The organism is Bradyrhizobium sp. McL0616 (assembly GCF_049993385.1).
Classification (GTDB): domain Bacteria; phylum Pseudomonadota; class Alphaproteobacteria; order Rhizobiales; family Xanthobacteraceae; genus Bradyrhizobium.
The window spans coordinates 5,692,822-5,710,918 of the sequence record NZ_CP188255.1; the positions used below are offsets into that span (position 1 = coordinate 5,692,822).

Consider the following 18,097-nt stretch of genomic DNA (forward strand, 5'->3'; position numbering starts at 1 on the left):
GCGAGCACCCAATCGCTTTAGTAATTTGACGCTCGACGCAGGTTCAACTGCTTTATGGTTTCTGTCCTGCTGACTTGGTCGGCCCCCGGAGAGCCGCCTTGCGTGCCCCGCCTAGGCGCGCTCAGGATCTTCGGTCAATCGGAAATAAAATCCTCGGTAGGTCCCATCGCAATCAGGGAAAAGCGGAACCCGCGTTCTGCGTTCGTGAACGGGCCAGCTTGCGACGAGCTCATAGCCCAGCCCTCTCATTGCCGAGCAAAACTTGTCGATGCCGTGAAGCTTGCACGGATTTACCCAAAGTTTACCGTCGTGAACGGCAACGATATCGTCCAGGTTCGAAAACGGGCTTCGGTTAATAATGACGTGCTTCGGAAACCGATCGAGGCGAGCGAGCAGGGTACCCAGCGTGGGTTCGAAAAAATGGATGGCGCCGGCCACAATGAATAGATCCACCCCCGAAGCAGAGGAAAACTCATCCGAGAATCTGAGGCGTCCCTCGTCCCTACTCCTCGCGAATTCGACCATCGCGTTGCGCTTGAACGGGAGATCGTGAACGGTCCAAACGAGGTCACTTGATAAATGCAGATGGCGGTCAAGCTGAAAGAAGAGATTGCCGACGCTTCCGCCGAGATCGAAGACCGACCGCAATTCGGATGCGATGGGCGCCAAAAAGAAGAGCACGGGATAGTCGCTTTCCCGCGTCACTTGCGCGAACTCAGAGTGGAGGCTCATCTGTTTCGGATGGTCATGGGATTCCGGGACGTAGCGCACCGCACATGCACTCGCTGCCTCGATGCTTGGAAACGTGCCATGAAAGGCGAGCAACCGCTCCAACACCGGTCTGATTACGCGGCTGCGGCGCGCGCGCATGATTAGCCCGGCGCCCCGTCGCGACCTGCCAAACAGGATGAGGAGACGGGCAAAACCCCGTATTTGCGCGACCCGCATCGACCGGATCGCATTTCGCCAGTGGCCTAATTTCACGAAGTCCCCACCCGAACGGCCGACCTCAGGAGAGGTTCCGGACTGGAAACTCTCTGATCGGCCGAGAAAAAGCACGGGAGTCCACTTCTTAGCGAACGAAATAAACTTCATTATTAAAAACGCGATATCGCGGACGTACCTTACCCGCCAGCCAGCTAGGATGCCATAGCCGCTGCATTCACCATTTCGACATTTCTGACCCTTGAAGCCTCTTGCGACAAGCACCGCAGATGGGCATTATTATCTTTAGTATTTTTCAAGGTTAATCAACTAATTGAATTCTTGCCTGAGCAAGCGAGATCAAAGGATGTCGCGCAATGTCACAGATTTCAGCTCCGCTGATCGAACTCGATTGGAAAAACTTTCAACCGTGGAAAGTGACCGCTGTTCGGCACCGTCTCTCCGATCACCACTTGCTTCAGCCAGATCAATTGATCGAGCTGAGCAAACGCCTGGAGGAACGAGGACGAGTCCGTACACACGCCAGTAGCGCGACCGCAGACACGCCGTTCAATCAGGCGCCGGCGATACATCCAAATAGCTCCTCGGCGGCAGACACTCTCAAGCGCATTCGGGAGGCAAAGGCCTGGCTGTCGCTCCTCAACGTGCAGACCGATGCCACATATCGCCAGCTCGTCGACCAAGTGCTGGACAGCGTCCGGCCGTTGGTCGAGGCCAAAGATCCGAACATGAGCTATCGTGGCGGCTGGATCTTCGTCACGTCTCCCAACACCGTCACGCCGTTCCATATCGACAAGGAACACAATTTCATCCTGCAAATCCAGGGCCGCAAGACCATTTATGTTTGGGAGCCGGATGACGAGGTCGTTGTCAGCCAGAAGGCGCGAGATCTCTTCCATGCGCGCCACGACCGGGATCTGATCATCTGGAAGGAAGAGTTCCGCAAGCGCGCCCATCGCTTCGAGGTTGGCCCTGGGGACGGCGCATATATGCCGTCGACGGCGCCGCATCTCGTGGAAGTCGGGGACGAACCTTCGATCACCATGAGCTTCACTTATTACACAGACAGCACTCGCCGCCAAAGCATGCTGCATTATGCTCGAGGCCATCTCGCTGACCGCGGTATCGCCTTGCCAGGCGTGGGCAACTCGCAACTGCTGGACCAACTGGTTTACATGGGCGCGACCCCCGTGCGGGCTACCTTGCGTGCAGCGCGCCGGTTGGCCGGACAGCCCGTCGCCGCCGAAAGGGCCAGATACGCTCACCACAAGTTTTCATGAGCCATCGACACGGCATCGAGCCGAGTGCACGAGTGCGTCTGTTGATACAGGAATACACAAATGGCCTTGACTGATAGTCCGGACATCGGAAGGCTCGAGCTCCCTCCCAATTCTGTCGAGCGATCGTTCAATCGCGAGCCGTTTGGTTTCGATCATAACCTAAGCCAGCTCGACATGTTTGAGCTCGGGTCACTTGCGAGCCTTGCATATAAACAATACGGCCCTGGTCACGAGAGCGATTTTTTCCTGGCGTCAAGCGCGATCGCGCCCGATGAGAGATTCCGGGCCGTGAAGCCGGTCAATTTGAGTTTGTCCGACGCATTCCGCGGCCTGAATAAGCACTCGATCAGAATCCTGCTGAAACGGCCCGAGAATCACGACCCGCGCTTTCGCAAGCTGCGCGACGGCTTGATCGAGCAGATCCTTGATCGGTCACCGGAGCTCAGAAAAGATCAGGTCTTGCGGCTGGAGTCGGCGATTTTCATAACATCTGCCGCAACGCTTACTCCATTTCATTTCGATCCTTCTGCCGTGTTTTTCTGCCAGATCATGGGCGAAAAGACATATCATCTCTATTCGCCCACCACTCTAACCGAGCCCGAACTGGAGCAGTTTTACTTCCGAGGCATGGTCGACATCGCCCAGGTCGAGCTCACCAAGCGTGATCCGAAGCAAGAGCATGTATTTCGGCTGTCAGCAGGAACCGGGTTGCACCAGCCGCAGAATGCGCCCCACTGGGTGGAAACGCAGGGCGACATCTCGGTCTCGTATTCATTTTTCTTCGAGACACTGACGGCACGTAAGACCAACCGTATTCGCGGTTTCAACCATTACCTGCGAATGGCCGGTGCGCAGCCGCAGCCTCCCGGCCGACATCCCAGCATCGACGCCTTGAAGGCCGAGGCGATGAATGTGTGGATTCCGTGCCGCAAAACACTGTCGTACGTGAAGTCTGCGACGATAGGCAAATAGCGAGATGCCGGCGCTGACGCGGAAAGCGGTTTGCTTATTGCATTGGGGTAACAATGCTTTGATACGAGCATTCAGGCGTAGTTTTGGCTCCATGGCCTTAGCTCTCATCCTGGTCGCTATGGCCGTTGAGGCCGGGTCGGCGATCATCTATTGTTGGTTGCGGACCTATCCGCAGTCCAGCCGCTTCCTATGGCGTCCGGACCTCAAGCAGGTGCGCGCCAATTGGGATGCTGGCTCGTCGATGCTCGATCGGAACATCGGTGGGTTGGTCGCACCGGAACTCGGACCAGATCCGGAGTTCGGAGACGGCCAACCTTGCGGGTCCGCTTATGGGGATTCGTTCACCAGCGGCTATGAGGTTGCGTTTCGCGAAGGCTGGGCCGAACGCCTTTCGCACATGCTAGGATGTCGAATAGTCAACTACGCCGTTGGTGGCTACGGCATCGATCAGGCTTATCGACGATTTGAAAGCATCCGCGACGGTTCGCGATTCGCGCTGCTCGGGCTGGATACCAACGGGATCATGGATGTCGTCAGTCAATACGACGGTTGGTTGGGCTCGGAGCCGGTACCCACTGCGCTGAAAGGGCGCTTCGTCGTCGACCCTCCTGATCAACTGAGCTGGATACCCTTGCCAGAGCTTGATGCGGACAAGTTCGTGGCATTGAATCGAACCCCTTCATCCTTTCTGCCGAGGGCCTACTTTCTACCGGGCACAAGGCACGGCGCAGTCTTCGCACGCTTTCCCTACACACTGACGCTCGCGCGCGTTGCACTTATGCCGAGCGTACGCGCCCTCATCCGAGGACGCGCAGAATGGAGCAGCCTTTATCAAGCGGATGATCCGTCGGGCGCTCTGCGCGTAGCGGTTGCCATCTCCGAGGCTTTCGCAAAACTGGCGCGCGCGCGCGGTCAGCGCCCGCTCATTGTCGTGCTTCCGGTATCCGGAAGTTTCCGTGAGGCTGCAGATTTCGGCCAGTTCGAGTACATCTCTCTCGTCCAAGAGTTAAGGGCAAGGAACATTGAGGTGCTGGATGTTGGTCCCACGATGCTCGCTGCGCGCAATGGCCGATCCGCATGCGACTACTTTACCCAGCACCACACCGGGGTTGCGGCATGGCTTCTCTCACCGCTGCCATGCGGAGGTCACTACAGCGGTCTTGCCCACGCCATTATAGCCCAGCTCGTTTACGACGAACTCAAGCACCAGGATGTTCTGGAGCACTGAATCTTCAATGGGTTCCGTCCGTCGTGCTTCCACGTCCACGATCTTGAGACACTCACGGTCCCGGAACGGTATGCGTAGGCTCTCCGCTGCGAGCCTAAGGTTCGCGATGGCTGCTCGGGGTCAGATTAATCATGATATTTTAGCAAAGCGGCGCATTCAGCATACTTTAGCTCAACGGGCCACCCGCGCTTTACGCGCCCGATTCGAGATTGTATCTTTCCAAATGTCGTTTTTGCTAGTTTTCTAAATTGAATTTATTGCGTTGGTAGAGAAACTCACGGAAGAGCATTGTGATGTTATTCAATACCATGTCGTCGAGAACAGGTTCCGGCAACGACTGTGCGTACGCGCGAATGAACACCCCATCTTCCATTACGAAAAACCACAAGCCGGCCGGGGAGTGCTCACCGTCACCACCATCTTCGAGTTATAGCTCAAATGCCCGATCTGAATGCATTGGCGACGGCGACACCATCGCCAAGTTATGTAGTCGAACGGAAGGTCTTTATCTTCGCCCACTTCGAACATCGGGGAATCGACCTCCCCTCATTTGTTTTTTTCCTGGACCGCCCGGCGCGGGCGATTTGGCTGCGGCACTGCCGAGCGATCAACCCGTCTACGAAATCTGGTGGCCGAATGTGGACGATCAAGTTCACTACCCAACCGTGGAACAGCTCGCCGACCGCTTCCTCCCCGAGATACGAAAATTGCAGCCGCAGGGACCGTATCAGTTCTGTGGCTACTCAACATTTGGTCTCGTCGCATACGAAATGGGCCGTCGGTTGATTGCCGAAGGTCAGGACGTTAGCTTCCTCGCCCTATTCGATATTTGGCACCCACAATTCCTTGATACGTTGACCGGACCGGAGAGGGCTCGCTACAAGGCGTTGCGCGTCATCGATCGTCTTGGAAAGTACCGACGAGCTTTCAAAGCTGGTGGGGTAAGTAAAATGATGTCCCACCTAGCCGAGTTCGCTATCAATAAAGCCAGGTCGGTCGGCTGGCGACTTACCCAGTCCGGATTTCGCCTGGCTGGCCGGCCCATTCCAAAAGGCATGCAAACCGTCGCTTCGATTGCAGCGAACAAAACTTACGTCCCTTCCCCGTATCCAAGAAGGTTTATCTTGATCCGAACGGAAGATTTACTCGACAGAAAGCTCAACGATTGCACGGTCGGGTGGGACGAATGTGCCCCTTCGGGCATCGACCTGTATTTCATCGACGGTGATCACGGCACGATCAAGGACGAGCCGTTTGTTCGCGGCCTAGTAGAGAGAATCTCGCCCCATCTCGCTGCCGCACCGATCTCAAGTACGGACAGGACCCCTTAAATTCGGTAATTTGTCTCGGTTTAATTCCGCTAGAAGCGCATGCGGTGAGAGACAAAAACCGAATCCAAAATACCACTGGCAATCGATTTTAATCTGGAATATATTGACGCAATTGAATATTTATTAAACTAATTTTTAGGATTCACCGGTTGCAATGACGGGCTTGAACTTAGCGCAACTGCCGAGTGGGTTTGACCGGCACAGATTATTGCCGGTCGGAGCAAGTCCGGCCGTGGGAGCTGCAACAGGCGGCGCCAGTTCAGCACTCCCGGCCGATGCCGTTGCGCCATTGCCGTCCAATCTTTCGCGTGAAGTCTACTGCATCTTGGGTTTGCCGATCGATGCCGTCGATCTCCCCGCAGTTGTACGCAGATTAGAGCGCGCGGCGGTTGAGCGCGTGACCTGTCTGGTGTCCACTCCAAATCTCAATTTTCTCGTCCACAGCCTTTCGGATCCGGAGTTTAGACAATCGCTCCTTGATAGTGATCTGTGCCCTCCAGACGGCATGCCGATCATCTGGATTGCGCGGCTTATCGGCCTGCCGCTCCGGGAAAGGGCGTCAGGCGCCGATCTCCTTGACCGCCTCAGGGCTAAGGCGACGGGAGCGCACAGGCTCTCGTTATTCCTGTTTGGAGGCGCGACAGGTGTTGCCGCCGCAGCTGCGAAAGCATTTAACGCCGACTCCAGCGAACCGAGATGCCTTGGGACGATGGATCCGGGCTTCGGCGAGGTCGACGAACTCAGCGCCGACAATATCATCAACGCGGTGAATTCGAGCGGCGCCGATTTCCTGGTTGTGTCCCTCGGCGCAAAGAAGGGGCAATTGTGGCTGCAACGGAATCATCATCGTTTGAAGATACCGATACGCGCCCATCTGGGGGCGGCAATTGGTTTCCAGGCGGGGGTAATCAAGCGGGCTCCCCCGATCGTGCGCGCCTGCGGCTTCGAATGGTTGTGGCGCATCAAAGAGGAGCGGTATCTCTGGAAGCGCTATCGGCACGACGGTCTTGTTCTGCTGCGGCTGTTGTTCACCCGCATTTTGCCTTTAGCGGCATTGAACAGATGGCATCAGCTTAGCCAGAGACTATGGCCTCAGGAATTGTTGATCGCAAAACTTCGGGAGGACGACGGGTCGATCGAGTTCGGCTTGTCTGGATCCGCTTTGCAGATGCATGTCTCCCGCGCATCGAAGCTGTTCGGCGAAGCCTTGGCCACCAATCGCGATATCATCATCGATCTTTCGCGCACGCAGACCATCGATGCGCGGTTCTTCGGCATGCTGATGATGCTGCACAAGGAACTGACCAACCGGAAAGCCAAACTGCTGTTTACTGGGGTAACGCCAGCAATCCGACGTGTCTTTCAGCTGACTGAACTCGGATACCTGCTATCATCGAATGCCGGATCGTGAGTTGATCTCGGCCGCCCCAGGTGGACCCTCCTGGGCCAGTTCCAGCCCAAATGGAACGACGCCAAACTGCTCCTTGTTTCTGATTACCGAATCCACAATTTCGGCTGTGATCAGCTTGGCCTGCGCAGCATAGCCGTAGACCAAAGCTGTATCACACAGAACGTTTATCGTGCGCGGCACTCCCCGGCTGACTTCACCGATAATTTTGCAGGCTTCATCCACAAACAATCGGTCGCTAGACCCCACGGATCGCAAACGAAAATTGATGTACTCGGCAACTTCGTCGGTATTCATAGGCTTGAGGTGAAAGTCGGACGAGATTCGTTGCGCGAACTGAAGTAACTGCGGCGCACGCAGTGTGTCCCTCAATTGCGGTTGTCCGACGAGAATGACCTGCAAGAATTGCCGCTTGTCCGTGTTGACGTTCGAAAGCATTCGAAGCTCTTCGAGTGCATCCATTCCAAGGTTCTGAGCCTCATCGACAATGAGAATTGTTCGACGACCTCCGGCAAACTGGTCCAAAAGAAACTTATGGAACTGCTTGAACAGCGACGGATAGGCCCCTTCGAACGGCAGGTCGAGAGACATCATCAACCACGGCAGGAAGCCGTCTTGAGGGCGCGGAGTGTTTGAGATGACGCAGGCGGTGACGTGATCATCGAGCCGCCGCAAGAGGTACCGCACCAATGTCGTCTTTCCACATCCGACCTCACCGGTGACCACCGTAAAGCCAGCACTGTTCATCACCCCGAACTCGAGCATGGCAAACGCAAATCGGTGGTTCTCACCCCAGTAGATCAAATCCGGGTCAGGCAAGATGGAGAAAGGCTTCTCTCGAAGCCCGTAAAACGACTCATACATCCGCAGGGCCTTCAAGGACGCGGCATGATTGCCGGTTAAAACGAATAGACCAAGGCCGCTCCAAAGTGAAACCTTCTTAGCCTCGTTGATTAATATTCGCGGCAGGCTCGAAGAGAATCGTCGCCTCGCGAATTCATAAACACCGGTTCCATTCACTCCACATGCATGGGGGAATATGTCGCGTTAATCATGGATGATTTTTCGCTTGTTCTTAAATTCGAGAGGATTTATAAATTCGATAGAGCGTGCGGGGCAATGCGTCGCCTCAAAAGCAGGCGACGAATTGATGGGGGCAAACTGATTTTCATCCGAGGTTCACGCCGTGCTTCAGTCTGTTGGCTCGCATCAACCCTTCGCTTCTGACGAGCCTGCCTTTGGCCCTGACCAGGGGTCAAGCTTAAATCTTAGCCGATTTCTTGATGTTTTTAAGCGCAGGTTTTTTTTCTTCCTGCTCCCATTTGGGTTGATCGCTATAGGCGGCATGCTTTTTGCCGCAATCCAGAAGCCTAACTATGCATCCGAAGGCAAGATCTTGCTTGAGGCCCAGCTCCTCGCGCCGGACATTGTCAAGCCTGTCTCCAGCGTGACCGCGCTTGAGCGTGTCCAGCTCCTTCAACAGCGGGTCATCACCCGCGACAAACTTCTGGCCATCGCCAAAAAGTTCGGACTTTTTCCTGACAGCGCCGACGTTCTCGAATCGATGCGCAGCAATCTTCAGTTTAAACCTGTCGTGGCGGATGCACAGGTGCGAATGAGCGCCCTCACCGTCGCGTTTACAGTCGGGTTCGAATACCCAGATCCAAACCTTGCAATGGACGTCGCAAACGAGCTGGTCAGCTTGATCGTGAGCGAGGACGATCGCGCCAGAGGTAATCAGGCGGCGGAGGCCGTCAAGATCCTGACGGACGAAGCAAGGGACCTCGAGAACAAGCTGGAGGACACGCAAGCACGGATTATCGACGCGGCCCAGCGACCGTCTGACGTCCTGCCAACGATATCGGAACAGCAGAGATCGCAGCTCGCCGCGCTAGGCACCCTCCGAGCCGAGTTGGCTCAGAAGATGTCGGTGTATTCAGATGCACACCCCGCTGTGGTGTCTCTAAAAAAGAGAATAGCGCTCATGGAGAAGACCGTTCAGGAGCCTCCGCCAGCGGCAGCGCAATCCAGACCTTCTCCAGTCGACGATATGGACGCGCTGAAGCGGCAGCGCGAGGCGATCGAAAAGCGGCTTTCGGAAGCCAATTCCAAGCTAGCGACCGCGCGTCTCACCGAAAAGATGAATCGGGATCAACAGTCGGAGCGACTGCAGGTGATCGAGACGCCAACGTTGCCACAGAAGCCTCTCAAGTCGAACAGACTGAAGACGGTCGCAAGTGCCTTCGCTGCGGCCCTGGCACTGGGCATTGGCTCCGCATTGATGGCCGAATTCCTCAACGGGTCCATTCGTGGTCCGGAGGCACTGGCGGGGCTGGTTCCGGCGTCGCTCACCACTTCCATCCCGTATATACAAACATCAGGTGACGTCATTCGCGCGCGCGCGCGGTTCGTTTTCGGCGCCTTCTGCGTACTGATACTTCTGGCGATACTCGCCGGGCTTGCGGCCGCAATCGTTCTCCATTTGCCGATCGACTCACCGAAGGCTTGGCTCCATCTGCGGGCGCTAGCCGGCCACTAGTTCTTTCGGGATTGCGATAGCAGGAGAGATCGAATGGAAGACATTCGCCAGGCGGTTGAGCGCGCCAAAATAGAGTCGGAGTTGCGCAGCGCTCCCAGACTTGAACCCATGAGGAACCGAGCAGCCGACGATCGGCCGGCGGAGCGAAAGAGATCGCTTCGGGAGGTCAAACTCGAATCTGCCTTCCTTCAATCGCGCAGGATCGTTGCTCATGATGGACAGGATCCCCGTTCACTGCCATTTGACATTCTGCGAACCGAAGTCCTGCGCGCGATGGACCTCAAGGGCTGGAAGACGTTGGCGATAACGTCTCCCACACCGGGATGCGGGAAGACCTTTATGGCCATAAATCTGGCTCTCAGCATGGCCCGGGTGCCGGAACGCCAGGTGTCACTGTTGGATTTCGACCTTCGCAGGCCGCAGGTCGGGCGCACTCTGAATCTGAGAGCAACAGAAGGAGTTACTGACGTCCTGGAGGGGCGCTTAGATGCGGACAATGCAACTGTCAACGTGCGCGCAGGGAGCAGCAATCTGGAGGTGATGCCGACCGGATCGAGCTCGAATCCATCTGATCTGGTCGCGTCGAGCGCAACAACAAAGTTCCTGGACGGGCTCGCTCGTCACGGACAGACGCAGATCGTCGTACTCGACTTGCCTCCCCTGCTGACGGGACATGACGTAATCTCGATCCTGCCACACATCGACTGCGTCCTCCTTGTCGCAGCCGTCGGCACCTCGAAGGTTTCGGAGATCGAGCAGTGCAAGAAGTATCTGCAGGCGACGGACATGGTTCGTGTTGTCGTGAACAAGGCTCCCTTGGCCACAACGCACGGCTATTACTACTAAGCAGAGTTCGCGACGATGGGTGAAACGGCGCTCGCCGCCAGGTCGCTTGAATTCTGCTCGCGAAAGACGATGCAACGAGCTTCCAACCCGCTGGCGGTCAGAACTTGTAGAGCGCCCCCATCGAGACGTAGTTGCTCTTAAAGCCCACCAGGGGCGTATTGGATTGAAGATTGGTGTATCGATATTCCCAAGTAAGAGACGTATCACGCCGAATGTCATACCGAAGCGTTCCGTTGAATATCCAGGAATTGTCCAGTCTGCTGCCGTCGACATATTGGATGCGGCTGTACGACACCAAACAATCGGCGAACCACAGTTGGCTGATCTCATAGCTGGATTGCACTGAGGTAGATGCGATCCGGGTCGATGCTGTAGTCGGTATCTGGACCGCGACAACGCCGGGAAGGGAAAGAGCTAGATCAGTCGTGGCTGAACTCGACGCGATGTTGTTCGTTATGTCGACAGTTCCGGTAAGGGTCCACTGGCGAAATGGTTCGTAGCTGATACGACCTCCATAGACGTCCCCGCCCGCTGTGGCGTGCCCACCGATGCTGGAGCTATCGGAGCCCTGATGACCGTAATACGCCGAAAGACGAAAGAGGCCGATCCGGCTCGTTCCAAGTCCGCCGACAGCGCGGTGCGAGGTCGTTGAAGCGGGCGTCGACGTCGGCGTTGCGTCAAGTGCCACGTTGCCGACAACACCTTCTGAATAGATGTAAAGCAGTGGGCCAAGCCAAAACCCCGCGTGTTCGGTAAAGGTTCTGCTGGAGTTGTTCGGCAGACCCTGCCCTTCATATTCAATCCGCGCAGCGGATCCCGACAGGGTTAGGATGCCCCTATTGAAAAGCTTCTCCACCGTGAACGTCCCGGCGTAACGGTTGCTTGGATTCACCAGCAACGGAAGGACACTACCGGGTGCCGGAGCCGATTGCCCGACCACCTGACCTGTCGGGGAAACGATCGTTCCATTTGGCAGACGCGTATCGCCGTTTGGCAGAACAGTGGAAGTCGGAGCAGTCTGGGGTACCTGGATCGCGCTCTGCAGACTTGAGCTCCAAGTCCGACGAACGTAGTTAGCGTCGACCGTGAAGCTCAGATCCCGCATGGCCTCGTATCTTTGCGAAAAGCCAGCCCGTCCATCCAGAGTATTGACCTCGTTGGCGTCCGGATAAACTTGGCGATCGAGATTTCCGTAAAGTGTCGTCGTGTGAATTCCATTGGTCCAGATCGCGACGAGGCCCGGCGTAACGCCGACCCCAGGCGATGCTATGCCATTTCGGGGAGCCTGGAACAGATTATCCGAATACAGCGAATAGACGCGCAACGTGGGATAGAGCAGCCAGTCGTTGACCGTGACGGCGGTTGGATCCCTTGCCGCAAGCCTCTTGACCGTCGGAACATCCAGCGGCGGCTCCTGGGCCAAGCATGACGAAATCAACAGGAAGCAAACGGTCGCAGTCCACGCAAAAGAGGCAGCTACCTTTCGGAGTTGGATGAAACCTAGGTGGCGCATTGAATTCCGGAAGCCATCCCTCGAGCTTCAAAAAGAGCGAGCAACGCGGTCCGGAACTTCAGAAATATCTTTCCGGAATCCGAACGGTGTCCCCCGGAGCAATGACGACCGGTTCCGACAGAGGATATTCTTTCCATATATCGTCGCCGAGGTGCCTAATGAGGACTACTGACTTGCTCGCCCGGTAGGTAAATCCGCCCGCCATTGCGACGGCGGAATGAACGGTGAGACCACTTCGGAACGGGTACTCGCCAGGTGTCGCCGCCTCGCCCAACACGTAGAAAGGCCTGAACTGGACGACCGCCACGTTGACCTTGGGGTCCTGCAGGAAGCCGCCGCTGCGATATTTCGCTGCAATCTCACGACCTAGTTCGACCTGGGACCGTCCCGCAGCTCTTATGGCACCGACTAAAGGCATCGAAACGCTGCCGCCAGGGTTGATATCGTATTCACCCGTGAGCGATTCTTCGCCGTATATGGTGACCTTTATCCGCTCACCAGGACGTAAGCTGGATGCAACCCCAGCTCCCAACGATGGCCTCACCGGTTGGGTCTCAACCTCAACAGGGCCGTAATCAGTGTAGCATCCGGCCAATTGGAGGGCCCCAACAACTACAACCGCCAGTTTCAAATATTTGGACAGCATCGGCCCTGCTCGTAAATTTTCGCAAATATGCCCGAATAGCGTAGGCTCAGGCTGCAACCCTACCCGGTTCGCGGGCCCAAATCTGTGTCCGTTTAGTCACATACGGAAACCTTCAATCCCACCGCCACATTGTCGCAGCAAAGATCTACGTCGAATTCGAGAATTCAGCGCCTTCTAACATTTCACAAGTGAGACGCCACTCCTGTCCAGCCGCGATCAGCGCGGCCTGATGGTCTTGCCCCACATTCAATGCAAGAACCTTCCATCGGCTAGCCTCGGTCGGATCGGGCTTGGTTGCCAGGAGGCCTGGCGTCTCTCCAGGTAGTAAGGAAACTTCGAAATTATCTAGAGGTAATGAAATACCTCGCCCCATGGCCTTAACGTATGCTTCCTTTCGAGTCCAACAAGCAAAAAACGCCTCGTAAAGAACCGGCCCGGTCAGAGCCGCCAACTTCTCCGACTCCGCCGTCGAGAAAAACCGGTTCGCTAGATCGGTGACATCTATGTTCGTCCGGACCATCTCGACATCGACACCAACGGATCGACCCCTCGCAAGGGCTATGAGCACAAGATTTCCCGAATGCGAAACGCTAAACTGCAATTCGGAGCCATAGCTAGCCGCTAGACTGGGTTTACCGAACTCGTCATACTCAAATTGCAATTCCTCGGCACGCAAACCGATCGCCCACCCCAGCAAAACCCGCAGGTATCCGCGACCTATAATGCTACGCTTAGCGTCCGCGATACGACGAAATCGACCCACACGCTCCCGCTCGTCAGCAGAGAGTGATTGGTACATCCCGGCAAGACACGCCGGCGGAAGGTCCAAGGTAGAGTGCCAAACACGCACCTCATCCCTGGGCAATGTGCCTAGACTGGTAAACTTGGTCCGGTGCTCGTTGCTTGGATTCACGTTCAATTTTGGCGCTTTGGATTTCGTTGCGATGTCCTCGGCTTCTGTACGGCGCGCAACAATGGGAGTTCCGCATGATTGTTAGGCAGCAAATTAAATCGAAGAATCGTACTCAAGCAATCAATTCCAGCCAATTTCGCCTTTCGATGCAAACTCTGGGCAGCGTCTTTCTTCTGTCCATCCTATGCCTCGCTTCCAACGGTCAAGCGAACGGTCAAACAACGCGCACCAATCGGTCCGCAGCTGCGACAAGCCCGTCATTGCCGTCCTCCTCCTCCACCAGCCCAAACAGCCCCTGCAACCCCTCCAACCCTACCAGTCCCTGTTTCTCGGCAAAGGCTCCCGGCAATCCTTGCTATTCTGCGGTCGACGCGCCCTGTTCGCAGACCGCGACGCCGGCTTCCACAGTTCCTCAGCCGCAACCGCAACCGCAACCGCAACCGGCGGCTGCATCGTCGACTCAGCATGCCCGCGCAATGACCGCCGACCAGGCCCGTGCGGCCATCGAAGCCGAAGGTTACTTGAAGGTCGAACAGTTGCGAAAGGACGCGGAAGGGACTTGGAGGGGCAAAGCCGAGATGAATGGCGACAGGGTCAGCGTCACCCTTCATACCGATGGAAGTATAACGAAGAACTAGTTTAAGCATCCCTGGCGGACAATCTTACTGGAAACGCCGCGCGCCGGAGCAAAAAACCGATTGCGCCATTTGACCAAGTATGGTTATCATTTACTAATTTTTAATAAATCAAATACCTCGACATTAAATAAGCAGTATCTGGTCATTTTATAAATCGGGCGTTATGTTGACGAAAGCGTCAGACATTAGCGACAGCCGCAATGGGTTTGCGACATCGCCTCCGCTGAATTTCGGCATCTCGATTGATGCCATTCCATATATTTTGTCGACGATCGACTTCGTGACCGTCTTGCTGTCAAGCTTGATCGGCGGGCTCGCATACCAGTTTGCTGCGGGCAATTCAGTCCCCAGCTTGCTCCCATATTATGCCGTCGGATCCCTCGCTGGCATAATTTACGTCCTTCGAATGAGCGGTCGAGGCTTCTACAGATTGCCTAACGGCGGCGCGGGGCGAGTAGAGATTGGCGAAATTCTCGCCTGCTGGTGTACGACCGTGTTGTTGCTCGCATTTGCCGCACTGATCTTCAAAGTTGGCGCGGACTATTCCCGCGGATCATTCCTAAGTTTCTCTTCGTTCGGACTGCTGGCGTTGGTCGTACTAAGGAAGGTCGCCAAGTTGACCGTCGCGAGCGCAATATCTCGCCGAACCATCGGTCAACGCCGCACCGTTATGCTCGGCGTACTGGACGAGATGCAGGGGCTAGAGCACTTGCTGCCCTACTTCGGCACGGCAGAGATCAAGCGCTTTGTGCTAAATGCGCCAAGTCCGTTGTCAGGCATCGACGAGGACATCGGTACTATCTGCTCAATTGCCGATTTCATTAGGAACAGCAGTTGCCGCGAGATTCTGCTGGCCCTCCCCTGGGCAGATACAGAGCGCATCGAATTTGTGCGCAGTCGGGTCAAGACGCTCCCCGTAGCCGTTCGCCTGCTACCGGATAAAAACGTCCAAACACTTTCGGGCGCAATGTCGCTCGATAGAATTCGGGCGCTCACAGTCAACATTCAGAATGCCCCGTTGAATGATCGTGAGCGCTTGCTGAAGCGCATGCTTGACATTCTGTTCGCGACATTAGCGCTCGTATTCTTCGCGCCAATTATGGCCATCACCGCGGCTGCAATCAAGCTCGACAGTCCCGGCCCCATAATCTTCAGACAGCATCGGAAGGGATACAACGGAAACCACTTCGTCATATTCAAATTTAGGACCATGACGGTTCAAGAAAATGGTTCCGTTGTTTCCCAGGCAACTCGCGAAGATCCACGGATCACAGAAATTGGACGAACGCTACGCTCGCTGAGTATCGACGAGCTACCGCAGCTATTTAACGTACTCAGAGGGGAAATGTCGCTGGTAGGCCCCCGCCCTCATGCCTTGGCGCACGACAATCACTTTGAAAAACTCTTGAGGGACTACGCCCTCCGGCACCACGTCAAGCCAGGAATTACCGGCTGGGCTCAATGTAACGGCGCACGGGGGGAGACTCCTGAAATCGAACAGATGTCAGCGCGAGTAAGGCTAGACCTCTGGTACATCGACAACTGGAGCCTCAAGCTCGACTTTTTGATATTGATCAAGACTATTGTCGAAGTGCTGGGCAAGCGAAATGCCTATTAAGACAACCGTGACAGTTGTCGACGTGGTAGTGAACTCGCTATCCGTCCTGGGATCGAAGAACCAAGTTTGTTATCGAGCCAACTACAAACGAGCAAAAGGTAATTTGAAACGCCGGCGAGGCGGAATGGCAGATTCGGCCCAAGAAACGCTCGATGACTACGGTCGCGTACAACGCTTCCATAAGCAATCAGGTCGAACAAGTCGTAGAAGTCAAAGTATCTTTACCCAATGGCTCTGCAGATGAGCATGCAATCGGCGATAAACGTCGCATGGCCCGCTAGTTGGGATTTCGCATCGTAAAACAGTCCTCCCATCTGAGGATAAGTTGACCGGGTGTTTTCTCGCTTTCCGCCAACTGGCAGTAATCGTCAAATCCCATCCTTACGCCATCCATCAGTGCCCGCGCATCACCAGGACATTTCAATCGATGCCACAGTATGTCAGCGTTTGGCCTGTCAAACTCTGAAATGACTGCTACGAGCGCGCTTACTCCGTATTCGCTTCCGATGTCCATACCAGCAATTTGGAAAGCCGCGTCGGTAAATCCATAGATGTAGCCGAGGGCTTTAATGTTTGCCTCGCCAGTTTTGAGGACCAGCCTTACGTCACCCGCTGGCGCGCGCTGCGTGTGAAGAAATTTCACCACAGACAGCACGGTCCCCTGATAACGCTCTTTTGCTGCGGCGCCGGGCTGCGATTCGCCTACGAACCTGAGGGCACGACGCTGCATCACCCATTTCTTGAAGCTCATTGCTCATTGCCTGAGGCTGATCGCGCAGAGCGGGGCTCGAAAGTTCGGACCGGAGTGACACGGCAGAGCGGCGCGCCGGTAAGTTCCATCATCCCCCCAATTAATGAACCTCACTGGCGCATGAAAGCCAAGAAAAAGGTTCACGCAGTAGATAAGAAAAGAATGCTCTCCTCGCCTCCTTGAAGCGCGGCGCGTCTGCTGCGGAGACTGTTCCGCGGCTCCTGTTCGAGCGATACAGGGTCGCTTTCCGGCATCCAAGCGCTGAGTAATCCTTCGAGGCTCCATCCGGGCGCTGTTCGACAGGTAAAACTTCAGCACGTCCGGGGAATTACGAGCGGTTAGTCCCGGTTGCAGTCCTCGTTTGATTGGACGATCCAGAGGCGTGCACACGCGAATACAGATATGCCAGCGAGCAAGCCAAGAATTGATCGATTAACGGCATAAGGCTGATCTACAAGTTTTCCGACCGTGTCGCCAACAGCAGCACTAACGATCAGTCCGGAGACCCAAATTACCAAAGTCCGCATTCTTGAAATCTCATTTTCTGCAGCGCTCTACAGAGTAAAACTCAATCCTGCAAGTACGCTGCGGTTGAGCGCATTGTCCGGACGCGTCAAAAGCTGCTCGGACGGTTCGCACTGCGCGAAGAGTCATCCCCCGATCGTAAAGTGCGCAATCACAACGATTGCGGCCACGGTCGCGGCAAGTCCGATCAGTGAAAGATGAAGCCTTTGCATTGGCTATCCGCCCTCTAAGAGCTGAACAAAGCCGGCGAGCGGAGTATGATCGCTTGCCAGCTTCGTCTTGGGGTGGCCCGGACGGGAGCGATGTGACTGTCCGGGAGGCAATTTACTCCGGCGCCCGGATCACGCAATCAAGCTCGGAAGTTAAGCTTGATGGTGAAGGTTAAGGCTCTTCAGAGTGCCCTTGTAACAACTTTCGATCATCGCTTCTGCCTCGAGCAACACAGTTGGAGAAGATCCGTGTCCCTGAGCGTAGTGTAGCTGCCAGCGGTGCACCCTCACGGGCTGGGGCTGGTCAGGTCATGCGGCGATTGGCGGAAGCCTGACGGTTAGAACATCGCACTATGACCCCATGGCTTCCAGCGTCGTGCAACGGGCGCGCTGCCGGGCCATTTATAGTTCTCCTCGAGCAGGATCGCGCTGATGGGGCGGAGGTCGGCGTGGGAAAGATGCCGGCCACCTCGGTCCGCCGCTTGTCCTTGGTGTTGAGGCGCTCGGGCTTGGTGACCAATGTTGCACCATTGCGTACTTGCCAGCGAGCGCGTCAAACCGTACCAACGGGTCTTTAAATCAACCGCAATTCTCCCTATGGGAATGAGAAATTCGAGCGGAAAAATAATTGCGGGACAGTAGCGGTTTCTATTTAATCCTACCGTCGCCGGCTGGCGCAAGCTATCGGCTTCAACGCTTGTTTGACGATCACGGTTCTACCCAATGATATTCCGT

The 18,097-nt window shown here is 55.7% G+C and carries 14 protein-coding genes; 8 read left to right on the forward strand and 6 right to left on the reverse strand.

The window, feature by feature from the left end; all coding sequences use genetic code 11:
- Positions 1–111 precede the first annotated feature (111 nt).
- The gene (locus ACPPVR_RS27770) at positions 112–1,059 is read right to left on the reverse strand and encodes a methyltransferase, TIGR04325 family (RefSeq protein WP_426609743.1); all 948 of its coding nucleotides are present in this window, start codon (positions 1,057–1,059) and stop codon (positions 112–114) included.
- A gap of 242 nt (positions 1,060–1,301) precedes the next feature.
- Here ACPPVR_RS27770 and ACPPVR_RS27775 point away from each other — a divergent pair, with 242 nt between their 5' ends.
- From ACPPVR_RS27775 to ACPPVR_RS27795, 5 genes are all read left to right on the forward strand, one after another.
- Positions 1,302–2,225, forward strand: a complete 924-nt coding sequence (locus tag ACPPVR_RS27775) for a cupin-like domain-containing protein (protein WP_426609744.1) — start codon at positions 1,302–1,304, stop codon at positions 2,223–2,225.
- 60 nt (positions 2,226–2,285) lie between these two features.
- Positions 2,286–3,197 (forward strand): cupin-like domain-containing protein, encoded by a 912-nt coding sequence (locus tag ACPPVR_RS27780; protein WP_426609745.1) that lies wholly within the window; start codon positions 2,286–2,288, stop codon positions 3,195–3,197.
- A gap of 91 nt (positions 3,198–3,288) precedes the next feature.
- A complete protein-coding gene (locus ACPPVR_RS27785; RefSeq protein WP_426609746.1) occupies positions 3,289–4,425 on the forward strand; it encodes a hypothetical protein in 1,137 nt (378 codons plus the stop codon).
- A gap of 584 nt (positions 4,426–5,009) precedes the next feature.
- Entirely contained in the window at positions 5,010–5,756 is a 747-nt protein-coding gene (locus ACPPVR_RS27790; protein ID WP_426609747.1) for a thioesterase domain-containing protein, read from the forward strand.
- A 154-nt stretch (positions 5,757–5,910) separates the two neighbouring features.
- A complete protein-coding gene (locus ACPPVR_RS27795; protein ID WP_426609748.1) occupies positions 5,911–7,167 on the forward strand; it encodes a WecB/TagA/CpsF family glycosyltransferase in 1,257 nt (418 codons plus the stop codon).
- On the opposite strand, the gene ACPPVR_RS27800 is transcribed toward ACPPVR_RS27795, so the two are convergent.
- Positions 7,147–8,184 carry an ExeA family protein gene (locus tag ACPPVR_RS27800; RefSeq protein WP_426609749.1) on the reverse strand — a complete coding sequence of 346 codons (1,038 nt, stop codon included), beginning with the start codon at positions 8,182–8,184 and terminating at the stop codon, positions 7,147–7,149. The two genes, ACPPVR_RS27795 and ACPPVR_RS27800, sit on opposite strands and share 21 nt — an antisense overlap.
- Positions 8,185–8,350: 166 nt before the next feature.
- On the opposite strand from ACPPVR_RS27800, the gene ACPPVR_RS27805 reads away from it, so the two are divergent.
- Positions 8,351–9,703 carry a hypothetical protein gene (locus tag ACPPVR_RS27805; protein ID WP_426609750.1) on the forward strand — a complete coding sequence of 451 codons (1,353 nt, stop codon included), beginning with the start codon at positions 8,351–8,353 and terminating at the stop codon, positions 9,701–9,703.
- A gap of 33 nt (positions 9,704–9,736) precedes the next feature.
- Positions 9,737–10,549, forward strand: coding sequence for a CpsD/CapB family tyrosine-protein kinase (locus ACPPVR_RS27810; protein WP_426609751.1), 813 nt, complete (start codon positions 9,737–9,739; stop codon positions 10,547–10,549).
- Between the two features lie 97 nt (positions 10,550–10,646).
- Here the strand turns inward: ACPPVR_RS27810 and ACPPVR_RS27815 are convergent, their stop codons facing one another.
- The 3 genes from ACPPVR_RS27815 to ACPPVR_RS27825 form a co-directional block, all read right to left on the reverse strand.
- Complete coding sequence (locus ACPPVR_RS27815) at positions 10,647–11,972, reverse strand: outer membrane beta-barrel protein (protein WP_426609752.1); 1,326 nt, start codon at positions 11,970–11,972, stop codon at positions 10,647–10,649.
- 148 nt (positions 11,973–12,120) lie between these two features.
- On the reverse strand, positions 12,121–12,708 hold the full coding sequence (locus tag ACPPVR_RS27820; RefSeq protein ID WP_426609753.1) for a polysaccharide biosynthesis/export family protein: 588 nt from the start codon (positions 12,706–12,708) through the stop codon (positions 12,121–12,123).
- Between the two features lie 145 nt (positions 12,709–12,853).
- Positions 12,854–13,507, reverse strand: coding sequence for a 4'-phosphopantetheinyl transferase family protein (locus tag ACPPVR_RS27825; RefSeq protein ID WP_426609754.1), 654 nt, complete (start codon positions 13,505–13,507; stop codon positions 12,854–12,856).
- A 915-nt stretch (positions 13,508–14,422) separates the two neighbouring features.
- On the opposite strand from ACPPVR_RS27825, the gene ACPPVR_RS27830 reads away from it, so the two are divergent.
- The gene (locus tag ACPPVR_RS27830; RefSeq protein ID WP_426609755.1) at positions 14,423–15,877 is read left to right on the forward strand and encodes an undecaprenyl-phosphate glucose phosphotransferase; all 1,455 of its coding nucleotides are present in this window, start codon (positions 14,423–14,425) and stop codon (positions 15,875–15,877) included.
- Between the two features lie 277 nt (positions 15,878–16,154).
- Here ACPPVR_RS27830 and ACPPVR_RS27835 read toward each other — a convergent pair whose 3' ends face one another.
- On the reverse strand, positions 16,155–16,628 hold the full coding sequence (locus ACPPVR_RS27835) for a hypothetical protein (protein ID WP_426609756.1): 474 nt from the start codon (positions 16,626–16,628) through the stop codon (positions 16,155–16,157).
- Positions 16,629–18,097 lie beyond the last annotated feature (1,469 nt).

Excerpts from the sequence above, each read along its gene's own strand:
- ACPPVR_RS27810 (WP_426609751.1), top strand. The coding sequence starts at position 9,737 with ATGGAAGACATTCGCCAGGCGGTTGAGCGCGCCAAAATAGAGTCGGAG.
- ACPPVR_RS27775 (WP_426609744.1), top strand. The coding sequence starts at position 1,302 with ATGTCACAGATTTCAGCTCCGCTGATCGAACTCGATTGGAAAAACTTT.
- ACPPVR_RS27785 (WP_426609746.1), top strand. The coding sequence starts at position 3,289 with ATGGCCTTAGCTCTCATCCTGGTCGCTATGGCCGTTGAGGCCGGGTCG.
- ACPPVR_RS27825 (WP_426609754.1), bottom strand. The coding sequence starts at position 13,507 with ATGTACCAATCACTCTCTGCTGACGAGCGGGAGCGTGTGGGTCGATTT.
- ACPPVR_RS27835 (WP_426609756.1), bottom strand. The coding sequence starts at position 16,628 with ATGAGCTTCAAGAAATGGGTGATGCAGCGTCGTGCCCTCAGGTTCGTA.
- ACPPVR_RS27830 (WP_426609755.1), top strand. The coding sequence starts at position 14,423 with ATGTTGACGAAAGCGTCAGACATTAGCGACAGCCGCAATGGGTTTGCG.
- ACPPVR_RS27780 (WP_426609745.1), top strand. The coding sequence starts at position 2,286 with ATGGCCTTGACTGATAGTCCGGACATCGGAAGGCTCGAGCTCCCTCCC.
- ACPPVR_RS27795 (WP_426609748.1), top strand. The coding sequence starts at position 5,911 with ATGACGGGCTTGAACTTAGCGCAACTGCCGAGTGGGTTTGACCGGCAC.
- ACPPVR_RS27820 (WP_426609753.1), bottom strand. The coding sequence starts at position 12,708 with ATGCTGTCCAAATATTTGAAACTGGCGGTTGTAGTTGTTGGGGCCCTC.